Annotated in this window: 13 protein-coding genes and 14 pseudogenes; all 27 read left to right on the top strand. The window is 55.8% G+C overall.

Annotated elements, in window-relative coordinates:
* The first annotated feature begins 1 nt into the window (after window position 1).
* The 27 genes and pseudogenes from rplA to rplR all read left to right on the top strand — a co-directional run bounded on the left by rplA (window position 2) and on the right by rplR (window position 23564).
* A pseudogene (gene rplA / locus B4967_RS15560) lies at window positions 2-693 on the top strand (50S ribosomal protein L1).
* A gap of 302 nt (window positions 694-995) precedes the next feature.
* Window positions 996-1502 (top strand): annotated as a pseudogene (gene rplJ, locus B4967_RS15555) (50S ribosomal protein L10).
* Window positions 1503-1614: 112 nt separating this feature from the next.
* The gene (gene rplL / locus B4967_RS15550) at window positions 1615-2019 is read left to right on the top strand and encodes a 50S ribosomal protein L7/L12 (RefSeq protein WP_083026217.1); all 405 of its coding nucleotides are present in this window, start codon (window positions 1615-1617) and stop codon (window positions 2017-2019) included.
* 330 nt (window positions 2020-2349) lie between these two features.
* Window positions 2350-6411, top strand: a pseudogene (gene rpoB / locus B4967_RS21440) (DNA-directed RNA polymerase subunit beta).
* 10 nt (window positions 6412-6421) lie between these two features.
* Window positions 6422-10635 (top strand): annotated as a pseudogene (gene rpoC / locus B4967_RS15540) (DNA-directed RNA polymerase subunit beta').
* Between the two features lie 196 nt (window positions 10636-10831).
* A complete protein-coding gene (gene rpsL, locus B4967_RS15535) occupies window positions 10832-11206 on the top strand; it encodes a 30S ribosomal protein S12 (RefSeq protein ID WP_083026215.1) in 375 nt (124 codons plus the stop codon).
* 141 nt (window positions 11207-11347) lie between these two features.
* Entirely contained in the window at window positions 11348-11818 is a 471-nt protein-coding gene (gene rpsG / locus B4967_RS15530; RefSeq protein WP_083026213.1) for a 30S ribosomal protein S7, read from the top strand.
* Between the two features lie 167 nt (window positions 11819-11985).
* Window positions 11986-14109, top strand: a pseudogene (fusA, locus tag B4967_RS15525) (elongation factor G).
* A 29-nt stretch (window positions 14110-14138) separates the two neighbouring features.
* Window positions 14139-15333 (top strand): annotated as a pseudogene (tuf, locus tag B4967_RS15520) (elongation factor Tu).
* Between the two features lie 159 nt (window positions 15334-15492).
* On the top strand, window positions 15493-15804 hold the full coding sequence (rpsJ, locus tag B4967_RS15515) for a 30S ribosomal protein S10 (protein ID WP_083026211.1): 312 nt from the start codon (window positions 15493-15495) through the stop codon (window positions 15802-15804).
* A gap of 151 nt (window positions 15805-15955) precedes the next feature.
* A pseudogene (gene rplC / locus B4967_RS15510) lies at window positions 15956-16594 on the top strand (50S ribosomal protein L3).
* Window positions 16595-16609: 15 nt separating this feature from the next.
* Window positions 16610-17216, top strand: a pseudogene (gene rplD, locus B4967_RS15505) (50S ribosomal protein L4).
* The gene (gene rplW / locus B4967_RS15500; protein WP_083026210.1) at window positions 17213-17509 is read left to right on the top strand and encodes a 50S ribosomal protein L23; all 297 of its coding nucleotides are present in this window, start codon (window positions 17213-17215) and stop codon (window positions 17507-17509) included. The pseudogene rplD and the gene rplW overlap by 4 nt, the downstream one beginning before the upstream one ends.
* A gap of 17 nt (window positions 17510-17526) precedes the next feature.
* Window positions 17527-18356, top strand: a pseudogene (gene rplB, locus B4967_RS15495) (50S ribosomal protein L2).
* Window positions 18357-18389: 33 nt separating this feature from the next.
* Window positions 18390-18665, top strand: a complete 276-nt coding sequence (rpsS, locus tag B4967_RS15490; protein WP_083026208.1) for a 30S ribosomal protein S19 — start codon at window positions 18390-18392, stop codon at window positions 18663-18665.
* Window positions 18666-18683: 18 nt separating this feature from the next.
* Window positions 18684-19016, top strand: coding sequence for a 50S ribosomal protein L22 (gene rplV, locus B4967_RS15485; RefSeq protein WP_083026206.1), 333 nt, complete (start codon window positions 18684-18686; stop codon window positions 19014-19016).
* Between the two features lie 11 nt (window positions 19017-19027).
* Window positions 19028-19731 (top strand): annotated as a pseudogene (gene rpsC, locus B4967_RS15480) (30S ribosomal protein S3).
* Between the two features lie 15 nt (window positions 19732-19746).
* The gene (rplP, locus tag B4967_RS15475) at window positions 19747-20160 is read left to right on the top strand and encodes a 50S ribosomal protein L16 (RefSeq protein ID WP_007112000.1); all 414 of its coding nucleotides are present in this window, start codon (window positions 19747-19749) and stop codon (window positions 20158-20160) included.
* Window positions 20160-20351: a 50S ribosomal protein L29 gene (rpmC, locus tag B4967_RS15470; RefSeq protein ID WP_062373720.1), complete on the top strand. Its 192-nt coding sequence runs from the start codon at window positions 20160-20162 to the stop codon at window positions 20349-20351. The genes rplP and rpmC overlap by 1 nt, the downstream gene beginning before the upstream one ends.
* Before the next feature lies 1 nt (window position 20352).
* A pseudogene (gene rpsQ / locus B4967_RS15465) lies at window positions 20353-20614 on the top strand (30S ribosomal protein S17).
* A gap of 50 nt (window positions 20615-20664) precedes the next feature.
* Window positions 20665-21037, top strand: a pseudogene (rplN, locus tag B4967_RS15460) (50S ribosomal protein L14).
* Between the two features lie 14 nt (window positions 21038-21051).
* On the top strand, window positions 21052-21366 hold the full coding sequence (gene rplX / locus B4967_RS15455) for a 50S ribosomal protein L24 (protein WP_083026204.1): 315 nt from the start codon (window positions 21052-21054) through the stop codon (window positions 21364-21366).
* 18 nt (window positions 21367-21384) lie between these two features.
* The gene (rplE, locus tag B4967_RS15450) at window positions 21385-21924 is read left to right on the top strand and encodes a 50S ribosomal protein L5 (protein WP_083026202.1); all 540 of its coding nucleotides are present in this window, start codon (window positions 21385-21387) and stop codon (window positions 21922-21924) included.
* A gap of 10 nt (window positions 21925-21934) precedes the next feature.
* Window positions 21935-22238 (top strand): annotated as a pseudogene (rpsN, locus tag B4967_RS15445) (30S ribosomal protein S14).
* A 32-nt stretch (window positions 22239-22270) separates the two neighbouring features.
* Window positions 22271-22664: pseudogene (gene rpsH, locus B4967_RS15440) on the top strand (30S ribosomal protein S8).
* Between the two features lie 9 nt (window positions 22665-22673).
* A complete protein-coding gene (gene rplF / locus B4967_RS15435; RefSeq protein ID WP_083026201.1) occupies window positions 22674-23204 on the top strand; it encodes a 50S ribosomal protein L6 in 531 nt (176 codons plus the stop codon).
* A 9-nt stretch (window positions 23205-23213) separates the two neighbouring features.
* On the top strand, window positions 23214-23564 hold the full coding sequence (rplR, locus tag B4967_RS15430; protein WP_044628825.1) for a 50S ribosomal protein L18: 351 nt from the start codon (window positions 23214-23216) through the stop codon (window positions 23562-23564).
* Window positions 23565-23575: the final 11 nt, after the last annotated feature.

The raw sequence follows: 23575 nt of genomic DNA, 5'->3' as shown, positions 1-23575 counted from the left end.
CATGGCTAAACTGTCTAAGCGCGCGAAAGTTATTCGCGATAAAGTAGGCCCACGCCAAGCATACTCTTTGGAAGAAGCCGTTGCGCTGCTTTCTGAGCTGTCTACTGTTAAGTTCAACGAGTCTCTTGACGTTGCGATCAACCTTGGCGTTGACCCGCGTAAATCTGACCAAGTTGTACGTGGCGCCACCGTTATGCCTAATGGTACTGGCAAAGACGTACGCGTAGCGGTCTTCACCCAAGGTGCTAACGCGATGCTGCTAAAGAAGCAGGCGCTGACATCGTGGGTATGGACGAGCTGGCTGAGCAGGTCAAGAAAGGCGTGATGGACTTCGACGTGGTTATCGCCTCTCCGGATGCGATGCGCGTTGTAGGTCAGCTGGGCCAGATTCTTGGTCCGCGCGGCCTGATGCCGAACCCGAAAGTTGGGAGCGTAACGCCTGACGTGGCGACTGCGGTCACGAACGCCAAAGCGGGTCAGGTACGTTTCCGTACCGACAAAAACGGTATTATCCACACCACGCTGGTTAAAGTTAATTTTGAAGCGACCGCTGTTCAGGGCAACCTGGAAGCGCTGGTTGCCGACCTGAAGAAGCTCAAGCCGAGCTCCTCTAACGGTATCTACTTTAAGAAGATTACCCTGTCCTCTACCATGGGCCCGGGTTTGACTATCGACCACTCTGCGCTGGTATAAGCGAGTTGTCGGCAGGTTTTTAGTAAGAACCGAGCAAGAACTTTGCGGTCCCTCGTTTGGTGTTATGCCAAGCGAGGCGCCGTCAAAGACCGCAGGTGCCGCCTTGTCTTTTGAAGATGGGGCGGCTTAATCGCCCTAGAGCGCCTGCGCAGATGGTGTGGCCGCCAGTTGGTTAACGCTTTTCGCAAGCCGCTTTCTGGTGAGCACCATCCCCTAAGGCTTCCAGGGTTAGCAGTCATAACCTGGAAGAGATGGTAACCACCGGAGCCTTTTATGGGTTCCGGCACGAAGGAGAGATCACTGTGCCACTAGCACTTGAAGGCAAGAAAGCGATTGTTGCCGAGGTCAGTGAAGCGGCCAAGGGCGCACTCTCCGTCGTAGTTGCCGATTCTCGCGGCGTCACGGTTGGTAAAATGACCGATCTGCGTAAGCAGGCGCGTGAGAACGGTGTAGAGCTTCGTGTTGTTCGTAACACGCTGGCTCGCCGCGCACTCGAAGGCACTCAGTGGGAGTGTCTGAACGAGAGCTTTGTTGGTCCTACTCTGTTGGCTTTCTCTACTGAACACCCGGGCGCTGCTGCTCGTCTGTTCAAAGAGTTCGCTAAAGACGAGAAGAACTTCGAAGTTAAGGCGTTGGCCTACGAAGGTGAGCTGATTCCGGCTGCTGACATCGATCGTCTGGCAACCCTGCCGACTTACGACGAGGCAATTGCCAAGTTGATGTAGGTAATGAAAGAAGCCTCCGCTGGCAAGCTGGTTCGTACTCTGGCCGCCCTGCGCGACCAGAAGCAAGAAGTAGAAGCTGCCTAAGCAGCGTTTCTTGCAGGCGGCGTGAGCGATGTGATCGATACGCTGCCTGAGCCGAGCAATGAACCCCGAGCTCTCGGCCGACCGAGACTCCCGCAAAGTTAGGAATGAAACAATGGCACTGACCAAAGACGATATCATCAATGCTGTAGCCGACATGTCCGTAATGGAAGTTGTCGAGCTGATCGACGCGCTGGAAGAGAAATTCGGCGTTTCTGCAGCGGCAGCCGTTATGGCTGGCCCGGCTGCTGGCGGCGCAGCAGCTGCTGAAGAGCAGACTGAATTTGACCTGGGACTGGCTTCCGCTGGTGATAGGAAAGTTAACGTCATCAAAGCTGTTCGTGAAATCACCGGTCTTGGCCTGAAAGAAGCCAAAGGTGCCGTTGACGGCGCGCCGGCGACCATCAAAGAAGCGATGTCTAAAGACGACGCTGAAGCAGCTAAGAAGAAGCTGGAAGAAGCGGGCGCAACCCGTCGAGCTCAAGTAATACTTGTGCTGATGGCTTTACGCGCTGCGTAAGCTTCCACGGCTGGCGGCGGGCTATCCCGCTGCCGGCCTTTTTCTGTTGTAGTATGCTGCAAGGCAACAGCAGAAGCGCTGCGGTAAAAAGCAGCAAAACAGTAAGACCGTTGTTGTGAAGCGTACGTTGTTGTAACGCGTAAGTTGTGAAGCGCGAGTGATGCTAGCAAGCGACAGCAAAGCGCGAACAGCACTACTGTAACACTGTTATCTATCAAGATTTTTGACGGCGAGCTACCGATTTAGGAGCTTGCTGTCTGCGTCTGAAACGCCCGCGGGGCAGATGACCACGCATCGGTCACCCAATGGTGAACAAGCTGGGGAATACAGATGGCTTACTCATATACTGAGAAAAAACGCATCCGCAAGGATTTCGGCAAACTGCCCCAAGTGATGGATGTGCCTTACTTGCTGGCCATCCAGCTTGATTTCTACTACGACTTTCTCCAGCAGGATCGTTCGCCCGACGAGCGCCACGAGGTTGGCTTGCACGCGGCGTTCAAGTCCGTGTTCCCGATCGAGAGCTTCTCCGGCAATGCGGCCCTGGAATACGTCAGCTACCGCTTCGGTACGCCAGCGTTCGATGTCAAAGAGTGTCAGCTGCGTGGCGTGACCTATTCCGCTCCGCTGCGCGTCAAGGTTCGCTTGATCATCTATGATCGCGACTCTTCGAACAAGGCAATCAAGGATATCAAAGAGCAGGAAGTCTACATGGGGGAAATCCCCCTGATGACCGAGAACGGTACCTTTGTCATTAACGGTACTGAGCGGGTTATCGTTTCCCAGCTCCACCGCTCGCCCGGTGTGTTCTTTGATCACGACAAAGGTAAGAGCCACTCCTCTGGTAAGTTGCTCTACTCTGCTCGCGTGATTCCTTACCGTGGCTCTTGGCTGGACTTCGAGTTCGACCCGAAAGACAACGTCTTTGTACGTATTGACCGTCGCCGCAAACTGCCGGCCTCGGTACTGATGCGTGCGCTGGGTATGAGCACCGAAGAGATCCTGGCTGAGTTCTTCGAAACCAGCAAATTCCACATTGAGAAGACCGGCTTTTCTGTGGAGCTGGTACCGTCACGCCTGCGCGGTGAAACCGCGACCTTCGACATCAAGGATGGCGAAGGCGACGTGATTGTGGAAGAGGGCCGCCGGATTACCCAGAAGCACATTCGTCAGCTGGAAAAAACTGGCCTTGAGCGTCTGGAAGTGCCGATGGAGTACCTGTTCGGCAAAACGCTGGCCAAAGATCAGATCGATACCAAAACCGGTGAGCTGATCTGCCCGTGTAATACGGAAATCACTCCGGAAGTCCTTGAGCGTATGGCTCAGGGCGGTATCACGCATATCGAAACCCTCTATACCAACGACCTCGACTGCGGTTCGTTCATTTCCGATACCCTGAAACCGGATACCACCGGTTCTCAGCTGGAAGCGTTGGTAGAGATTTACCGCATGATGCGCCCAGGCGAGCCGCCTACCAAAGAGGCTGCCGAGACGCTGTTCCATAACCTGTTCTTCACCGAAGACCGCTACGACCTGTCGGGCGTTGGTCGGATGAAGTTCAATCGTCGCCTGCGTCGTGAAAGCGACACCGGCTCCGGCGTGCTGGATCGCAAGGACATCCTCGATGTGCTGCGCGAGCTGATAAATTTTCGTAACGGCTTCGGCGAGGTGGACGATATCGACCCCCTGGGTAACCGCCGTATTCGCTGCGTTGGCGAAATGGCCGAGAACCAGTTCCGTGTAGGCCTGGTGCGCGTTGAGCGCGCGGTGAAAGAGCGTCTTTCCATGGCGGAAAGCGAAGGTCTAATGCCGCAAGACCTGATCAACGCCAAGCCCGTAGCGGCGGCGGTGAAAGAGTTCTTCGGTTCTAGCCAGCTTTCTCAGTTTATGGACCAGAACAACCCGCTGTCTGAGGTGACTCACAAGCGGCGTTTGTCTGCACTCGGCCCGGGTGGTCTGACCCGTGAGCGTGCAGGCTTCGAAGTACGTGACGTTCACGCTACGCACTACGGCCGCCTGTGCCCGATCGAAACGCCGGAAGGCCCGAACATCGGTCTGATCAACTCGCTGGCAACGTACAGTCATACCAATAGCTACGGCTTCTTGGAAACACCGTACCGCAAAGTGAATGCCTGTCAGGTCACTGACGATATCGTGCACCTGTCAGCGATTGAGGAAGGTGACTTTGTTATCGCCCAGGCGTCTGCGGCGGTTGACGAGTCCGGCAAGCTGATTGATGACCTGGTACAGGTACGCCACCGCGGTGAGACCACCTTTATGCGTCCTGAGCAAGTGACGCTGATGGATGTATCTCCGCGTCAGGTCGTATCGGTCGCGGCGGCACTGATCCCGTTCCTTGAGCACGATGATGCTAACCGCGCCTTGATGGGTGCGAACATGCAGCGTCAGGCCGTTCCGACCCTGCGTGCTGATAAGCCGCTGGTAGGTACCGGCATGGAGCGTTTCGTTGCCCGTGACTCCGGCGTCTGTGCCGTGGCGCGTCGTGGCGGCGTGATCGACTCCGTCGATGCGCGTCGTGTCGTGGTTCCGAAGATGAAATCATCGGCGGTGAAGCTGGCGTTGATATCTACAACCTGACCAAGGAAACCCGTTCTAACCAGAAAACCTGTATGAGCCAGCGCCCCATCGTGCGTCCTGGCGACAGCGTTGCACGTGGTGACATTCTGGCCGATGGCCCGTCTGTCGACATGGGCGACCTGGCGCTTGGCCAGAACATGCGCATCGCGTTCACGGTTACAACTTCGAGGACTCCATCCTGCTGTCAGAGCGGGTTGTTCAAGAAGACCGTTTCACCACGATCCACATTCAGGAACTGACCTGTGTGTCTCGCGACACCAAGTTAGGGCCGGAAGAGATCACCTCCGATATTCCCAACGTCGGTGAGTCCGCGCTGGGTAAACTGGACGAGGCGGGCGTTGTTTACATTGGTGCTGAAGTTGGTCCCGGTGACATTCTGGTCGGTAAGGTAACGCCCAAAGGCGAAACCCAGCTGACGCCAGAAGAGAAACTGCTACGCGCCATCTTTGGTGAAAAAGCGTCTGACGTAAAAGATACCTCCTTGCGTGCCCCGACCGGCATGAAAGGTACGGTTATCGACGTTCAAGTATTTACCCGTGACGGCGTTGAAAAAGACTCCCGCGCACTCTCCATCGAGCAGATGCAGCTGGACGAAGTGCGTAAAGATCTTCAGGAAACCTACCGTATTGCCGAAGACGCTACTTTTGAGCGTCTGAAGCGTACGCTGGATGGCCAAGCGGTTAATGGCGGCCCGAACCTGAAGAAAGGCGACGTGCTGGACGAGGATATCTCGACGAGCTGCCGCGTCAGCAGTGGTTAAAACTGCGCATGCAGGATGAAGCCTACAACGAACTGCTGGCCCAGGCTGATGAGCAGCTCGAGAACCGCCGTAAAGAGATGGACGAGCGTTTCGAAGATAAGAAGCGCAAGCTGACCCAGGGCGACGACCTCGCACCGGGCGTGCTGAAAATCGTCAAAGTCTATATGGCGGTCAAGCGTCGCATTCAGCCCGGTGACAAGATGGCCGGTCGTCACGGTAACAAAGGTGTTATCTCCGCGATCATGCCCATCGAAGACATGCCGTTCGACGAGAAGGGCGAGCCGGTCGACGTGGTGCTGAACCCGCTGGGCGTACCGTCGCGTATGAACGTCGGTCAGATCCTGGAAACCCACCTGGGTATGGCGGCACGTGGTCTCGGGGTCAAGATTGACGCCATGCTGCGTGATGCTCGTGGCCAGCAGGTTGCTGAAATTCGCGACTTCCTGGGTCAGGTGTATAACACGCCGGGTACCCGCGTTGAGGATATCGACTCGCTGACCGATGACGAAGTCATCTCGCGCTGGCGAAGAACCTCAAAGGCGGTGTGCCGATGGCCACGCCGGTGTTTGACGGTGCCAAAGAGCACGAAATCAAGCATCTGCTGAAGCTGGCGGACATTCCTGAGTCTGGCCAAATGGCGCTGTACGATGGCCGTACTGGCGACGAGTTTGACCGTCCGGTCACCGTTGGCTACATGTACATGCTGAAGCTTAACCACTTGGTAGACGACAAGATGCACGCGCGTTCTACCGGTTCTTACTCGCTTGTTACGCAGCAGCCGCTGGGTGGTAAGGCGCAGTTCGGTGGTCAGCGCTTCGGTGAGATGGAAGTGTGGGCGTTGGAAGCATACGGCGCCGCGTACACGCTACAAGAGATGCTCACCGTCAAGTCGGACGACGTCGAAGGCCGCACCAAGATGTATAAAAACATCGTGGATGGCGACCACACCATGCAGGCAGGCATGCCGGAATCCTTCAACGTACTCGTGAAGGAAAATCCGCTCGCTGGGCATCGATATCGAGTTAGAGAGCTAGGAGCCGTCATATGAAAGATTTGGTGAAAGTACTCAAATCGCAGTCTCAGTCCGAAGAGTTCGACGCGATCAAGATTACCCTCGCGTCGCCGGACATGATTCGCTCCTGGTCGTTTGGCGAGGTGAAGAAGCCTGAGACCATCAACTACCGTACCTTTAAACCGGAGCGGGACGGTCTGTTCTGCGCCAAGATTTTTGGTCCGGTCAAAGACTACGAGTGCTTGTGCGGCAAATATAAGCGCATGAAGCACCGCGGTATCATCTGTGAGAAGTGTGGCGTTGAAGTCACCAAGGCTGCCGTGCGCCGTGAGCGCATGGGCCATATCGAGCTGGCATCGCCGGTCGCTCACATTTGGTTCCTGAAGTCACTGCCGTCGCGTATCGGTATGTTCCTCGATATGACCCTGCGTGATATCGAGCGCGTGCTGTACTTTGAAAGCTTTGTCGTTATCGACCCAGGCATGACCACGCTGGAGCGTGGTCAGCTGTTGAACGACGAGCAGTACTTCGAAGCGCTGGAAGAGTTCGGCGACGACTTCGACGCCCGTATGGGTGCCGAAGCCGTTCAAGAGCTGCTGAAAGACATCGATCTGGAAGAAGAGATTAACCACCTGCGTGAAGAAATTCCGCAGACGAACTCTGAAACCAAGATCAAGAAGCTGTCTAAGCGCCTGAAGCTGCTAGAAGCGTTCTACCACTCCGGCAACGCGCCGGCGTGGATGGTCATGGAAGTACTGCCTGTGCTGCCGCCGGACCTGCGTCCGCTGGTACCGCTGGATGGCGGCCGCTTCGCGACCTCGGATCTCAACGACCTTTACCGTCGGGTGATCAACCGTAACAACCGTCTGAAGCGTCTGCTGGATCTGAATGCGCCGGATATCATCGTGCGCAACGAGAAGCGGATGCTGCAGGAAGCGGTCGACGCACTGCTGGATAACGGCCGCCGTGGCCGTGCGATTACCGGCTCTAACAAGCGCCCGCTGAAATCGCTTGCCGATATGATCAAAGGTAAGCAAGGTCGTTTCCGTCAGAACTTGTTGGGTAAGCGCGTAGACTACTCAGGCCGTTCGGTCATCACCGTCGGTCCGACCCTGCGTCTGCACCAGTGTGGTCTGCCGAAGAAAATGGCGCTCGAGCTGTTCAAGCCGTTCATCTACTCCAAGCTTCAATCGCTGGGCCATGCGTCCACGATCAAAGCGGCGAAGAAGATGGTTGAACGTGAACTGCCGGAAGTGTGGGACATCCTGGCCGACGTTATCCGCGAACACCCGGTACTGCTTAACCGTGCGCCGACGCTGCACCGTTTGGGCATCCAGGCGTTCGAGCCGCTGCTGATCGAAGGTAAGGCGATCCAGCTGCACCCGCTGGTGTGTGCGGCCTACAACGCCGACTTTGACGGTGACCAGATGGCGGTCCACGTACCGCTGACCCTGGAAGCACAGCTCGAAGCACGTGCGCTGATGATGGCGACCAACAACGTGCTGTCGCCTGCCAACGGCGAGCCGATCATCGTCCCGTCGCAGGACGTTGTTCTGGGTCTATACTACATGACCCGCGAAAAGATCAACGCCAAAGGCGAGGGCATGGTGTTCTCTGGCCTCAATGAGGTGGAGCGCGCGTTTGGTACACATTCGGTCTCACTACACGCCCGCGTGAAAGTGCGTCTTGATGAAGTCGATGTCGAAGAAGAGACCGGTGAGCGTAGTTTCCACCGTCGCATTTACGACACCACCGTGGGCCGTGCGCTGCTGTTCCGCATTCTGCCGGAAGGCGTGCCGTTCGCGCTGATTGATCAGCCGATGAAGAAGAAGGCGATCTCCAGCCTGATTAACGAAGTGTATCGTCGTGCTGGCCTTAAGCCGACCGTCATCTTCGCTGACCAACTGATGTATACCGGTTTCCGTCTCGCGACGTGGTCCGGTGCCTCTATCGGTGTTAACGACTTCGTTATCCCCGATGCCAAAACCGAGATCGTTGACGCCGCCGAAGCGGAAGTTAAAGAGATTGAAGATCAGTTCTCTTTGGTCTGGTAACGGCGGGTGAGAAGTACAACAAGGGTATCGATATCTGGTCCAAGGCGAACGATAAAGTTGCCAAGGCGATGATGGTCGGTATCTCGAAGGAGACGGTCGTTGATCGTGACGGTAATGAAGTTGAGCAAGACTCCTTCAATAGCGTCTTCATCATGGCCGACTCCGGTGCTCGTGGTAGTGCTGCCCAGATTCGTCAGCTGGCGGGTATGCGTGGCTTGATGGCCAAGCCGGATGGCTCGATCATCGAAACGCCGATCGTGGCTAACTTCCGTGAAGGTCTGAACGTACTTCAGTACTTCATCTCGACCCACGGCGCGCGTAAAGGTCTGGCGGATACGGCCCTGAAAACGGCCAACTCCGGTTACCTGACTCGTCGTCTGGTGGACGTTGCTCAGGACTTGGTCATTACCGAGACCGACTGTGGCACTGAAAATGGCCTGACACTGCACCCGATCATCGAGGGTGGTGACATCATCGTACCGCTGTCTCAGCGTGTACTGGGCCGTGTGGTTGCGCAGGACGTGGTTGACCCGAGCACTGAAGAAGTACTGATCCCGCGTAATACACTGCTTGATGAGAAATGGTGTGCATCGCTGGATACCATGGGTGTGGACGAAATTATCGTTCGTTCAACCATCACCTGTGATACGGCTCACGGCGTATGTTCGTCCTGTTACGGTCGTGACCTTGCCCGTGGCCATCAGGTCAACATCGGTGAGTCTGTGGGTGTTATCGCCGCACAGTCGATCGGTGAGCCGGGTACCCAGCTGACCATGCGTACGTTCCACATCGGTGGTGCGGCCTCGCGTTCATCGGCGGTCGATAGCGTTCAGGTGAAGCACGGCGGTAAAGTACGCCTGCACAACATCAAGCACGTAGAGCGTGCCGATGGCAAGCTGGTGGTGGTGTCTCGTTCAAGCGCCTTGGCGGTTGCCGATGACCATGGCCGTGAGCGTGAGTACTACAAGCTGCCCTACGGTGCCGAGCTTTCCGTACGCGACGGCGATGTTGTCGATGCCGGTGCGGTCGTGGCTAAGTGGGATCCGCACACGCATCCGATCATTGCCGAGGTAGAAGGTAAGGCGCAGTTCATCGACCTTGACGAGGGTGTCACCATGCACCGCAGCGTCGATGAAATGACTGGTCTGTCGTCTATCGAAGTAATTGAGTCTGCAGCACGCCCGATGGCGGGCCGCGACAAGCGACCGATGGTGATGCTGAAAGACGCTGCTGGCGAGAACGTTTCTGTATCCGGCTCCAACACACCGGTTCAGTACCTGCTGCCGGGCAACTCGATTATCTCCGTAGACGATGGCGCGACCATCGGCGTGGGTGAGGTCGTTGCACGTATTCCGGTTGAAGCGTCTGGTAACAAAGACATCACCGGTGGTCTGCCGCGGGTTGCTGACCTGTTCGAAGCGCGTAAACCGAAAGAGTCTGCGATTCTTGCAGAAATCAGCGGTGTTATCAGCTTCGGTAAAGAGACCAAGGGTAAGCGTCGTCTGACGATTACCCCGGAATCTGGTGATCCGTTTGAAGCGCTGATCCCGAAATGGCGTCAAATCGCCGTCTTCGAAGGGGAAGCGGTTGAGAAGGGTGAAGTCATTTCGGATGGCCCGAGCAACCCCCACGATATCCTGCGTCTGCTGGGTGTCGCGGACCTGGCTAAATATATCACTGCCGAAGTGCAGGACGTTTATCGTCTGCAGGGTGTAGGCATCAACGATAAGCACATCGAAGTGATCGTGCGTCAGATGCTGCGTAAGGTAGAGATCACCGACTCCGGCGACTCTGACTTCATCACCGGCGACCAGGCCGAGTTGGTGCGTGTGCTTGAACAGAACGCACGGCTTGAGAAAGAAGGTAAGTTCCCGGCCAAGTATCAACGCTTGCTGCTGGGTATCACTAAGGCCAGCTTGGCCACTGAATCGTTCATTTCCGCAGCGTCGTTCCAGGAAACGACCCGCGTACTGACCGAAGCAGCGGTAACCGGCAAGCGCGACTACCTGCGCGGCCTAAAAGAGAACGTGGTGGTTGGACGTCTGATTCCGGCAGGTACCGGTCTGACTCACCACGCAGAGCTTCGTCGGAAGCGCGAAGACGTAGAGCGTCTGTTCAATCCCTCGGCCACCGAGGTAGGGCAGGAGCTTGGCGCTCAGTTGACAGCCCTTGATTCAGACGACGATTTGTAATCACTGGTAGGCAACGAGCAACAACGAGTGGCTGGCCCTTATGGCCCAGTCTTGCTGGCGAATTCGCCAGCAAGACTTGATGCCACCTAGGGTCAGCCTTTAGAATGCGCAGCCTTTAACAGTGGGGCGGGTGCGCCCGCATCCGCTGCTAGTACTTTTTAAAGGCTAAGGCAACCATTGGAGTCCGCTAAACACCATGGCACCGATTAATCAGCTAGTGCGCAAGCCGCGCAAGCGCCCCGTCACTAAAAGTGACGTGCCTGCGCTTCAGGCATGCCCGCAAAAACGTGGCGTTTGTACGCGCGTTTACACCACTCCCCCTAAGAAGCCGAACGCGGCCCTGCGTAAGGTCTGCCGTGTGCGCCTGACGAATGGCTTTGAAGTGTCTTCTTACATTGGTGGTGAAGGTCACAACCTCCAAGAGCACTCTGTTGTTCTGATTCGCGGCGGCCGTGTAAAGGATTTGCCAGGTGTGCGTTATCACACCGTTCGTGGCGCCCTTGACACCTCTGGCGTACAGAACCGTAAGCAGGGTCGTTCTAAGTACGGTACTAAGCGTCCGAAGTCCTAAGACAGCTTATCGCAGCGCCCGTCGCGCTGTGGCGTTACCTTTCACACGAATATGACGGTCTGATAAGAGTAAGGTCGGGCAACGCTGAAAGCGCATGTTAGTCCCGGGTTTACCTGAAGGATCCTTAATTGAGGGCTTATCATGCCTAGAAGAAGAGTTGTAGCTAAACGCGAACTCCTGCCGGATCCTAAGTTCGGAAGTGAGCGTCTGGCGAAGTTCATGAACCACCTGATGGTCAGCGGCAAGAAGTCCGTAGCTGAGCGCATCGTTTATGGTGCGGTGGACAAGGTTGCCGAGCGTAGCAAAGAAGAGCCGCTGGAAATCTTCGACAAAGCGCTGGAAACCATCCAGCCGATGGTCGAAGTAAAATCGCGCCGCGTTGGTGGTGCGACCTATCAGGTACCGGTTGAAGTTCGTCCGTCACGCCGCCAAGCGCTAGCTATGCGCTGGTTGGTAGACGCTGCGCGTCGTCGCGGTGAGAAAACGATGGTTCAGCGCCTGGCAGGTGAAATGCTGGATGCCGCTGAAGGCAAAGGCTCGGCTGTTAAGAAGCGTGAAGATGTGCACCGTATGGCAGAAGCCAACAAGGCCTTCTCTCACTATCGTTTCTAAGCTCGGCGTTTCTAAGTTTGTGTTTTCTGCTGTCGGTTGCGCTGCGTTAAAGAAATTTTTCGTCATGCTGCCACACGCCGCTGCTATCGTTATCGATGGCGGCGGTGGCATAGGCAGAAATAGCACCGCTGGATTAACGAGCATCGCCAACTAACGGGAGCTTCACCGTGGCACGCAAGACTCCACTAAATCGCTATCGCAATATCGGTATCGTCGCTCACGTTGACGCGGGTAAAACCCACGACAACTGAACGCGTACTGTTCTACACCGGTCTTTCCCACAAGGTGGGTGAAGTACACGACGGTGCAGCGACCATGGACTGGATGGAGCAGGAGCAGGAGCGTGGTATCACTATCACCTCAGCTGCAACTGCCTGTTTCTGGCAGGGCATGAGTAAGCAGTTTGATGAGCACCGCATTAACATCATCGACACCCCCGGGCACGTTGACTTCACTATCGAAGTTGAGCGTTCGCTGCGTGTTCTTGATGGCGCGGTCGTTGTACTGTGCGGCTCCTCCGGCGTTCAGCCGCAGACCGAACAGTATGGCGTCAGGCTAACAAGTATGAAGTTCCGCGCATGGTCTTCGTCAACAAGATGGACCGTACCGGCGCTGACTTCTTCATGGTTGTTAACCAGCTGAAAGAGCGTCTCAACGCTAATGCTGTGCCCATTCAGATCAACTGGGGTACGGAAGAAGACTTCAAAGGAGTTATCGACCTGATCGAGATGAAAGCCATCTTCTGGGACGAAGAGAGCCTGGGCATGAACTTCGACCTCGTCGATATTCCGGCTGAACTGCAAGAAACAGCTGAGAAGTATCGCGAAGAGATGGTTGAAGCTGCCGCTGAAGGCTCTGAAGAGCTGATGGACAAGTACCTTGAAGAAGGCGAGCTAACCGTCGCTGAAATCAAGGCTGGTCTGCGCGCGCGTACCCTGGCCAACGAAATCGTTCTGGTTACCTGTGGTTCTGCGTTCAAGAACAAAGGTGTTCAGGCGGTTCTGGACGGCGTTATCGAATACATGCCTTCGCCGACGGAAGTTAAGGCGATTGAAGGTGGGTTGGACGATAAAGACGGCACCATTGCTACCCGTGTGGCGGATGACAGTGCGCCGTTTGCGGCGTTGGCTTTTAAAATCGCCACCGACCCCTTCGTTGGTACGCTGACCTTTATTCGCGTTTATTCGGGCGTTCTGAAATCTGGTGACGGCGTTTATAACTCTGTTAAGCAGAAGAAAGAGCGTGTTGGTCGTATCGTTCAGATGCACGCCAACTCCCGCGAAGAGATCAAAGAAATACTGGCAGGCGACATCGCCGCTTGTATCGGTCTGAAGGACGTCACCACCGGTGACACCCTGTGCGATATCGACAACAAGATCGTTCTCGAGCGCATGGAGTTCCCGGATCCGGTAATCTCGGTTGCCGTTGAGCCGAAGTCCAAAGCTGACCAGGAAAAAATGGGCGTTGCACTGGGTAAACTAGCCCAGGAAGATCCCTCTTTCCAGGTTAAGACCGACGAAGAAACCGGCCAGACCATTATTTCTGGTATGGGTGAGCTGCACCTGGACATCATCGTTGACCGTATGCGTCGCGAGTTCAAGGTAGAAGCGAACATCGGTAAGCCGCAGGTTGCCTACCGCGAAACGATTCGCGGCAGCGTCGAGCAGGAAGGCAAGTTCGTACGTCAGTCCGGTGGTCGTGGTCAGTACGGTCATGTGTGGCTGCGTATTGAGCCGCTGACTGCAGAAGAGAAGGGGGAAGGCGAAGACGAAATTTTCTTCAAATTCAACTCTGAGATCGTAGGTGGTGTGGTTCCGAAGGAATACGTGCCTGCGGTTGAGAAGGGTGCTTATGAGCAGCTCAAAAACGGCGTCATCGCGGGTTACCCGATGATCGACGTTAAAGTGTCGCTGTTCGATGGCTCCTTCCACGACGTGGACTCCAACGAGACTGCGTTCAAGATTGCTTCTTCTATGGCAGTGAAAGAAGGTGCCAGGAAGGCCAAGGCCGTGCTGCTGGAGCCGGTGATGAAGGTCGAAACCGTGACCCCCGAAGAGTTTATGGGTGACGTCATGGGCGACCTGAGCCGTCGTCGCGGTCTGGTGCAGGGCATGGATGACTCTTCTTCTGGTCAAGTCCTTCGTGCAACGGTGCCACTGGGTGAGATGTTCGGTTACGCAACCGATCTGCGCTCACAGACCCAGGGCCGTGCGAGCTACTCTATGGAGTTCGCGAAGTACGAGGAGGCGCCCTCCAGCGTCGTTGAAGCCGTCATCAATCAAAACGGTTAACCGTTAGCTAGCGTAAAGAGGTTATAGCAGTGGCTAAGGAAAAATTTGAACGTTCCAAACCGCACGTCAACGTCGGCACCATCGGTCACGTCGACCACGGTAAAACGACTCTGACAGCGGCCCTGACCCGTGTGTCTGCTGAGGTTTTCGGCGGCGACTGGCGTGAGTTTGATACCATCGATAACGCTCCGAAAGAGCGTGAGCGCGGTATCACCATCGCTACATCTCACGTTGAGTACCAGTCTGAAGAGCGTCACTACGCTCACGTTGACTGCCCGGGACACGCTGACTACGTCAAGAACATGATCACCGGTGCTGCCCAGATGCACGGCGCGATCCTGGTATGTTCTGCCGCTGACGGCCCCATGCCGCAGACTCGCGAGCACATCCTGCTGTCTCGCCAGGTTGGCGTTCCGTTCATCGTTGTGTTCCTGAACAAAGCGGACATGGTTGATGACGAAGAGCTGCTCGAGCTGGTCGAGATGGACGTTCGTGAACTCCTCGACGAGTACGACTTCCCGGGCGACGACACGCCGATCATCACTGGTTCTGCCCTGATGGCGCTGAATGGTGAAGACGAGAACGGCATGGGTACTACTGCGGTAGCTAACCTGATCAAAGCTCTGGATGAGTACATCCCTGAGCCGGAGCGTGCTATCGACCAGCCGTTCCTGATGCCGATCGAAGACGTATTCTCTATCTCTGGCCGTGGTACTGTTGTTACCGGTCGTGTAGAGCGCGGTATCGTTAAGAGCCGGTGAAGAAGTGGAAATCGTGGGTATCCGCGACACCACCAAAACCATCGTTACTGGCGTTGAAATGTTCCGTATGCTGCTCGACGAAGGTCGTGCGGGTGAGAACGTTGGCGCCCTGCTGCGTGGTACTAAGCGTGATGACGTCGAGCGTGGTCAGGTTCTGGCCAAGCCGGGCACCATCAACCCGCACACTACCTTCGAAGCAGAAGTATACGTACTGTCCAAAGAAGAAGGTGGTCGTCACACGCCTTTCTTCAAGGGCTACCGTCCGCAGTTCTACTTCCGTACCACTGACGTAACTGGTACTTGTGAACTGCCGGAAGGCGTTGACATGGTAATGCCGGGCGACAACGTGAAAATGGTTGTTACCCTGATCGCTCCGATCGCTATGGACGACGGTCTGCGCTTCGCTATTCGCGAAGGTGGTCGTACCGTTGGTGCTGGCGTTGTGGCCAAGATCGTTAAGTAATCTGATTACTTGATGATGAGAGGGGGCTCTTGTGAGCCCCCTTTTCTGCGCACCAATCGCAAATGTATGACATGTGCTTTTGGCGTGCCTATAATGCGCATCCTTTGAATGCGTGGGTAGACGGCTCGCGCCGTCGACATCCATTGGAGTTTAGGGCAAATGCAGAACCAAAAGATTCGCATTCGGTTGAAAGCGTTCGACCATCGCCTGATCGATCAGTCCACAGCGGAGATCGTTGAAACCGCTAAGCGTACTGGTGCTCAGGTTCGTGGGCCGATTCCGCTGCCAACCAACCGCGAGCGCTATACCATTCTGATTTCACCGCACGTCAACAAAGATGCGCGTGATCAGTATGAGATTCGTACTCACAAGCGTGTGCTCGACATCTTTGAGCCGACCGAGAAAACTGTTGATGCGCTGATGAAGCTCGATCTCGCCGCTGGCGTAGACGTGCAAATCAAGTTCGACTAATACACTAGACACTTCGCGGCCCAGCGCTCACCGTTTTTAGTATGTGAGCAGCAGCCGCCGCGCCGTGAGGCGCCACACAATGTGCTAGTGGAATGCTCTGGAAAGGGCAGCCATAGCGGGTGATAGCCCCGTACACTATAGGAGACTGAGTATGACTATCGGTTTAGTCGGTAAAAAGGCCGGGATGACCCGTGTCTTTACCGAAGATGGCGCATCCGTGCCCGTGACCGTTATTGAAGTTGATCCTAACCGTGTAACGCGCGTTAAGACCATTGAGTCTGACGGCTACGCAGCGGTTCAGGTGACTACAGGTTCTCGTAAAGCCAAGCACCTCACCAAAGCGCAAGCTGGACAGTTTGCCAAGGCGGGTGTTTAGGCTGGTCGTTCACTGATGGAATTCCGTCTTGCAGAAGGCGAAGAAGCTCCTGAAGTGGGTGGCGAACTCACCGTATCCCTCTTCGAAGCTGGTCAAATGATCGACGTGACCGGCACCTCTAAGGGTAAAGGCTTCCAGGGTGCTGTTAAGCGCTGGAACTTCCGTACCCAAGACAACAGCCATGGTAACTCCCTGTCGCATCGCGCGCCGGGTTCTATCGGCATGTGTCAGACACCTGGTCGCGTATTCAAAGGCAAGAAAATGGCCGGTCAAATGGGTAACACCCGTTGCACCGTACAGAGCCTTGAGATCGTCCGTGTCGACGCCGAGCGTAACCTGCTGCTGATCAAAGGCGCAGTACCGGGTGCTACCGGTAGCGACGTTATCGTTCGCAGCGCCGTGAAAGCTGGCTGAAGGGGATAATTACCAATGAATCTGAATCTTGCTGCAGGCACGGGTACCGTTGAAGTAGCCGACGCCACTTTTGGCAAAGAATTCAACGAAGCGCTGGTGCACCAGGTCGTTACCGCCTACTTGGCTGGTGGCCGTCAGGGTACACGCGCTCAAAAGAACCGTTCCGACGTACGTGGTGGTGGTAAGAAGCCGTGGCGTCAGAAGGGTACCGGTCGTGCACGTGCCGGTACTATTCGCTCTCCGCTGTGGCGCAGTGGCGGTGTTACTTTTGCGGCGCGTCCTCAGGGACTTCAGCCAGAAAGTTAACCGCAAAATGTACCGCGCGGCGATGCGTTCCATCCTGTCTGAGCTGGGACGTCAAGAGCGTTTAGTCGCTATTTAAGAGTTCAGCGTAGAAGCGCCGAAGACCAAGCAGGTAGCTGCCAAGCTGAAAGAGCTCAACCTTGAGAAAGTGTTGATCGTCACTGAAGAAGTTGACGAAACGCTCTATCTGGCCGCACGCAACCTTCCCCACGTCGATGTGGTGGATGTCGCTGCAGCTGATCCGGTGAGCCTGGTTGCCTTTGATAAGGTCCTGGTCACCGTCTCCGCCCTGCGTAAATTCGAGGAGAAGCTGGCATGAACCAGGAACGCGTATTCAAGGTTCTGCTTGGACCGCACGTGACCGAAAAGGCCGCGATGGCAGCCGAGCGCAACCAGTACGTTTTCAAGGTGGCAAGCGATGCTACCAAGCCCGAGATCAAGAAAGCCGTTGAAGCACTGTTCGGCAAGAAGGTCGGCAGCGTTCAGGTGCTGAACGTTAAGGGTAAAACAAAGCGTACTGCTCACGGCGTTGGCCTGCGGAAGGGTTACCGCAAAGCGTATGTGCCCCTGGCTGCGGGTGAAACGCTCGAAGACTTCTCTGGCGCCGAATAAGGGCAGGAGTACGGATAATGGCAATCGTCAAGACCAAACCCACAGCCTCCGGTCGTCGCCACGTCGTCAAGATCGTTGGTGAGGAACTGTACAAGGGCCGTGCTTATGCACCGCTTTTGGAAAAACAGTCCAAGTCCGGTGGCCGTAACAACTACGGTCGCATCACCACCCGCCACGTGGGCGGTGGTCACCGTCATCACTATCGGTTGATCGACTTCAAACGCACCAAAGATGGCATTCCTGCCACTGTTGAGCGTCTGGAGCACGACCCGAACCGCAGTGCGCACATTGCGCTGCTGAAGTATGCCGATGGCGAGCGTCGTTACATCCTTGCCCCGAAAGGTGTCAGCGCGGGTGACGTGCTGGAATCTGGTGTTAACGCGCCCATCAAGAAAGGCAATGCCTTGCCTCTGCGTAACATCCCGCTGGGTTCTACCGTTCACGGTATCGAACTGAAGCCGGGTAAAGGCGCGCAGATTGCTCGCAGTGCCGGTACTAGCGCTCAGCTGGTTGCTCGTGAAGGTAATTACGCCACCCTGCGTCTTCGCTCTGGCGAAATGCGCAAGGTTTTGGCTGAATGCCGCGCAACCTTGGGTGAAGTGAGCAACTCCGAGCACAGCCTGCGTCAACTTGGCAAGGCCGGTGCGAAGCGCTGGAGAGGGTGCGTCCGACTGTTCGCGGTGTCGCGATGAACCCGGTGGATCACCCGCACGGTGGTGGTGAAGGCCGCACCAGTGGTGGTCGTCACCCGGTATCCCCATGGGGCGTGCCGACTAAGGGTCACAAGACGCGTAAGAACAAGCGCACCGACAAGCTGATCGTTCGTCGTCGTAATAAGACACGTTGATCTAAATTGCCAAGACATTAAGAGGTAACGGCTGTGCCACGTTCACTAAAGAAAGGTCCCTTCATTGACCTTCATCTTTTGAAGAAGGTAGAGGCTGCAGTGGAGAAGAACGACCGTAAACCGATCAAGACTTGGTCGCGTCGTTCGATGATCCTGCCAAACATGGTAGGCCTCACAATCGCTGTCCATAACGGTCGCCAACACGTCCCGGTGCATGTTTCCGAGGACATGGTTGGTCACAAGCTGGGCGAATTCGCTGCTACTCGCACTTATCGCGGGCATGCGGCGGACAAGAACGCCAAACGGTAAGCCAGAGAGGATTAAGAGATGGAAGTCACAGCTAAGCTGAGTGGCGCTGCTTTAGCCGCACAGAAGGCCCGTTTGGTGGCTGACCAGGTGCGCGGTAAACCGGTCGCCGAAGCTCTTGACCTGCTGACCTTCTCCCCGAAGAAGGCTGCCAAACTGGTCAAGAAAGTGCTTCAGTCCGCCATCGCGAATGCGGAAGAAAACAACGGCATGGACATCGACGAGCTGCGTGTCTCGACCATCTGCGTCGATGAGGGCATGACGCTTAAGCGTATCAAGCCGCGCGCCAAAGGCCGTGCGGATCGTATCTTGAAGCGCACCTGCCACATCACCGTCAAGGTAGCCGAGAAGTAGGAGTCGACCAGATGGGTCAGAAAGTCAATCCAACAGGCATTCGACTGGGCATCGTCAAAGACCATGCTTCTGTCTGGTATGCCGAGCGCGGCGCCTATGCCGATAAGCTCAACAACGATCTCGAAGTGCGCAGCTTCCTGGAAGAGCGTTTGAAAAACGCCTCCGTAAGCCGCATTCACATCGAGCGTCCGGCTAACAATGCCCGCATCACCATTCACACTGCCCGTCCGGGTATTGTGATTGGTAAGAAAGGTGAAGATGTCGACCGTCTGCGTCGCGATCTCACCGAGATGATGGGTGTTCCGGTTCATGTGAACATCGAAGAAGTTCGCAAGCCGGAGCTGGATGCCAAGCTGGTTGCTGCTAACGTAGCAGGTCAGCTTGAGCGTCGCGTTATGTTCCGTCGTGCGATGAAGCGCGCGGTACAAAACGCAATGCGTCTTGGCGCTGGCGGCATAAGATTCAGCTGTCAGGTCGTCTGGGTGGTGCCGAAATCGCACGTACCGAATGGTACCGCGAAGGTCGCGTTCCGCTGCACACTCTGCGTGCGGACATTGACTACGCCACTTACGAAGCTCACACCACCTACGGCGTCATCGGCGTCAAAGTGTGGATCTTCAAGGGTGAAATCCTCGGCGGTATCGAGGAAGTACGTGCCAAGGCTAAGCAACAGCAGCCTGCCGGCAACGCGCCCAAGAAGAAAGGTTCCAGGTAAGGGGAGAGCGAGTCGATGTTACAGCCCAAGCGTATGAAATTCCGCAAGATGATGAAAGGCCGCAACCGTGGCCTGGCGCATCGCGGAAGCAAGATCAGCTTCGGGGAATACGGTCTCAAAGCAACTGGTCGTGGCCGCATTACTGCGCGCCAGATCGAAGCAGGCCGTCGTGCGATCACACGTCACGTTAAGCGTGGCGGTAAGATCTGGATCCGCGTTTTCCCTGACAAGCCGATCTCCAAGAAGCCGCTCGAAGTTCGTATGGGTAAGGGTAAAGGTTCAGTTGAGTACTGGGTAGCCCAGATCCAGCCGGGTCGGGTTCTGTATGAAATTGAAGGTGTATCCGAAGAGTTGGCCCGTGAAGCATTTGAACTGGCCGCCCAGAAGATGCCCCTGTCCACCACCTTTGCGAAACGGACGGTGATGTGATGAAAGCCCAGGAAATTCGTGAAAAGTCCGTAGGAGAGCTCAAAGAGCAGCTCCTCGAGCTCCTCCGCGAGCAGTTTAACCTGCGCATGCAGAAGGCCACAGGCCAACTGAGCCAGACTCATCTGCTCAAGCAGGTCCGTCGGGATATCGCCCGCGTTAAGACTATGCTCAACGAGAAGGCAGGTGATTGAGATGGCCGAAGAGAAGAAAACACGTACGCTGACCGGCAAGGTGGTCAGCGACAAGATGGATAAGTCCATCGTCGTTATGATCGAGCGTCGTGAGCGTCACCCGATCTACGGAAAATACGTTAAGCGCTCCACCAAGCTGCACGCCCAATGATGAGGCGAACCAGGCAAAGGCAGGCGATACGGTTTCCATTCAGGAGTGCCGTCCGCTTTCCAAGAAGAAAGCCTGGACGCTGGTCGAGGTGGTCGAGCAGGCTAAAGGTTAATTCCTAGGTCTGTCCAACCAGTGCAGTCAGATTAGGTTTGGAGAAAACCGATGATTCAGACTCAGACAATGCTGGATGTCGCCGACAACAGCGGAGCGCGCCGGGTGCAATGCATCAAGGTGCTAGGCGGTTCACACCGTCGTTACGCCCGCGTTGGTGACGTCATTAAAGTAACGGTGAAAGAAGCTTATTCCGCGCGGTAAGGTCAAAAAAGGCCAAGTGCTGAAAGCGGTAGTAGTTCGCACCCGTAGTGGCGTCCGTCGTAGTGACGGTTCGCTGATCCGTTTCGATGGAAATGCGGCAGTTTTGTTGAACAACACCAACGAACAGCCGATCGGCACGCGTATCTTCGGGCCGGTAACTCGTGAACTTCGTAATGAGAAGTTCATGAAGATCATTTCCCTAGCGCCTGAAGTGCTGTAAGGAGCGAGGCGGATATGCAAAAGATCAAACGTGACGATGAAGTCATCGTGATCGCCGGTAAGGATAAAGGCAAGCGTGGCACTGTTAAGCGGGTATTAGAAAACCGCTTCGTGGTGTCCGGTGTGAACATGATTAAACGTCACACCAAGCCTAATCCCATGGCGGGTAATCAGGGCGGTATCGTCGAGCGTGAGGCTCCGATTCACGCGTCCAACGTGGCCATCTTCCATTCGGAGACCGGTAAGGCGGATCGCGTCGGCTTCCAAGTTAAGGAAGACGGTACCAAGGTACGTATCTACAAGTCGACGCAGACGCAGATCGACGCCTAACGCGAGTCGGGTAGCAAAATGGCGAACTTGAAAGAACGTTATCAAAACGAGGTGGTGGCTCAACTCAAAGAGCAGTTCAGCTACGCCAACGTAATGCAGGTACCCCGGATCACGAAAGTGACTCTGAACATGGGTATAGGCGAAGCGGTCAGCGATAAAAAGCTGATCGACAATGCCATCGGCGACCTGGAGAAACTCTCTGGTCAAAAGCCGCTGGTGACCAAGGCACGCAAGTCCATCGCGGGCTTCAAGGTGCGCGAAGGTTGGCCAATCGGTATCAAAGTAACGCTGCGCTCCGCGCGCATGTGGGACTTCCTGGACCGCTTGGTAAACATTGCGATGCCTCGCGTGCGTGACTTCCGTGGTCTCAATCCGAAGTCTTTTGACGGTCGCGGCAATTACTCTATGGGTGTGCGTGAGCAGATCATCTGCCCAGAGATCGAGTATGATAAAATCGATCGCGTACGGGGGCTGGACGTCACTATCACTACTACCGCCAACACCGACGAGGAAGGTCGTGCGCTATTAGCTGCACTGAACTTCCCGTTCAAGAAATAAGGGTTGGATCATGGCTAAGAAAAGTATGGTAGAGCGTGAGCTCAAGCGTACTCAGCTAGTCGAGAAGTATGCGGCTAAGCGCGCAGATCTCAAGAAAATCATCTCGGACGTGAACGCTTCTGAAGAAGATCGTTTCGAGGCGACGCTGAAGCTGCAGCAACTGCCGCGCGACTCAAGCCCGGTGCGTCAGCGTAACCGCTGCCGCGTGACTGGCCGTACGCACGGTTTTTACAACAAGTTCGGTCTCGGCCGTAACAAGCTGCGTGAAGCCGCTGCGTGGCGACGTCCCTGGTCTGAAAAAGTCCAGCTGGTAACGCCACGTAGAATCATCAGGAGCGCACATTAAATGAGCATGCAAGACACTCTGGCGGATATGTTTACCCGTATCCGCAATGCGCAGATGGCCACCAAGGAGACGGCTACCATGCCGTCCTCCAAGCTGAAAGTTGAAGTGGCCCGAGTGCTAAAGGAAGAAGGCTACATTACCGACTTTACGGTGGCTGAAGGCGTTAAACCCGAGCTCACCGTGACTCTCAAGTATTTTGAGGGCAAGCCGGTTATTGAGCACATTCAGCGGGTTTTCCAAGCCGTCTCTGCGCCAGTACAAGGGCAAGGACAACCTGCCTAAGGTCGCCGATGGTCTGGGTATCGCGATTGTCACCACCTCTAATGGTGTCATGACCGATCGTGCCGCGCGCCAAGCAGGCGTCGGTGGCGAAGTCATCTGCACCGTATTCTAGGAGGCTGGAATGTCCCGCATAGCGAAATATCCGGTTAAAGTGCCTGCCGGCGTTGAGGTTAAAATCAATGCCGACCAGCTGACCGCCAAAGGCGGCCAGGGCACACTATCTATGACTGTTCACCAAGACGTGGTGATCGGTCAGGAAGATGGTCAGCTGACCTTCGCCCCGAGTGAGTCTGCCAAGAGCTGGGCAATGGCCGGTACTACCCGCGCCTTGGTTCAGAACCTGGTAACGGGCGTATCCGAGGGTTTCACAAAAACTCTCGAAATTGTTGGCGTCGGTTATCGTGCCCAAGCTAAGGGCCAGACGCTCAATCTTTCACTGGGCTTCTCGCACCCGGTCGACTACGAACTGCCTAAGGGTGTTACAGCGGAAACGCCGAAAAACACCGTGATCGTGCTGAAAAGCGCGGACAAGCAGATGCTCGGTCAGTGCGCCGCGGAAATCCGCGCCTTCCGTCCGCCTGAGCCGTATAAAGGCAAGGGTGTTCGGTACGCCGACGAGCAGGTGCGTCGCAAAGAAGCCAAGAAGAAGTAAGGCAGGGTTATGAACGCGAAGAAAGAATCTCGTCTCCGTCGTGCCCGCCGCGCTCGCGCCAAGATCCGCGAGCTGGGCGTGTATCGCCTGTGCGTCAACCGTACCCCGCGTCACATCTACGCGCAGATTATCTCGCCGGATGGTGGCAAAGTGCTAGCCAGTGCTTCTACGCTGGACAAAGCACTGCGCGAGGGTGCGACCGGCAACACAGACGCGGCCTCTAAGGTCGGTGCTCTGATTGCTGAGCGAGCTAAAGAAGCAGGCATCACCCAGGTGGCCTTCGACCGTGCTGGCTTTAAGTATCACGGTCGCGTCAAGGCTCTGGCCGACGCCGCTCGTGAAGGCGGCCTGGAATTCTAAAGGGTTTTACG

The organism is Vreelandella lionensis (assembly GCF_002087295.1).
Lineage (GTDB): Bacteria > Pseudomonadota > Gammaproteobacteria > Pseudomonadales > Halomonadaceae > Vreelandella > Vreelandella lionensis.
The sequence above is the reverse complement of the archived record's forward strand: the minus strand, read 5'-3'. Positions and strand labels throughout refer to the sequence as shown.

Bases quoted from the DNA above. Each gene is read 5' to 3' on its own strand.
- rplL (WP_083026217.1), top strand. From the start codon at position 1,615: ATGGCACTGACCAAAGACGATATCATCAATGCTGTAGCCGACATGTCC.
- rpsL (WP_083026215.1), top strand. From the start codon at position 10,832: ATGGCACCGATTAATCAGCTAGTGCGCAAGCCGCGCAAGCGCCCCGTC.
- rpsG (WP_083026213.1), top strand. From the start codon at position 11,348: ATGCCTAGAAGAAGAGTTGTAGCTAAACGCGAACTCCTGCCGGATCCT.
- rpsJ (WP_083026211.1), top strand. From the start codon at position 15,493: ATGCAGAACCAAAAGATTCGCATTCGGTTGAAAGCGTTCGACCATCGC.
- rplW (WP_083026210.1), top strand. From the start codon at position 17,213: ATGAACCAGGAACGCGTATTCAAGGTTCTGCTTGGACCGCACGTGACC.
- rplV (WP_083026206.1), top strand. From the start codon at position 18,684: ATGGAAGTCACAGCTAAGCTGAGTGGCGCTGCTTTAGCCGCACAGAAG.
- rplP (WP_007112000.1), top strand. From the start codon at position 19,747: ATGTTACAGCCCAAGCGTATGAAATTCCGCAAGATGATGAAAGGCCGC.
- rpmC (WP_062373720.1), top strand. From the start codon at position 20,160: ATGAAAGCCCAGGAAATTCGTGAAAAGTCCGTAGGAGAGCTCAAAGAG.
- rplX (WP_083026204.1), top strand. From the start codon at position 21,052: ATGCAAAAGATCAAACGTGACGATGAAGTCATCGTGATCGCCGGTAAG.
- rplE (WP_083026202.1), top strand. From the start codon at position 21,385: ATGGCGAACTTGAAAGAACGTTATCAAAACGAGGTGGTGGCTCAACTC.
- rplF (WP_083026201.1), top strand. From the start codon at position 22,674: ATGTCCCGCATAGCGAAATATCCGGTTAAAGTGCCTGCCGGCGTTGAG.
- rplR (WP_044628825.1), top strand. From the start codon at position 23,214: ATGAACGCGAAGAAAGAATCTCGTCTCCGTCGTGCCCGCCGCGCTCGC.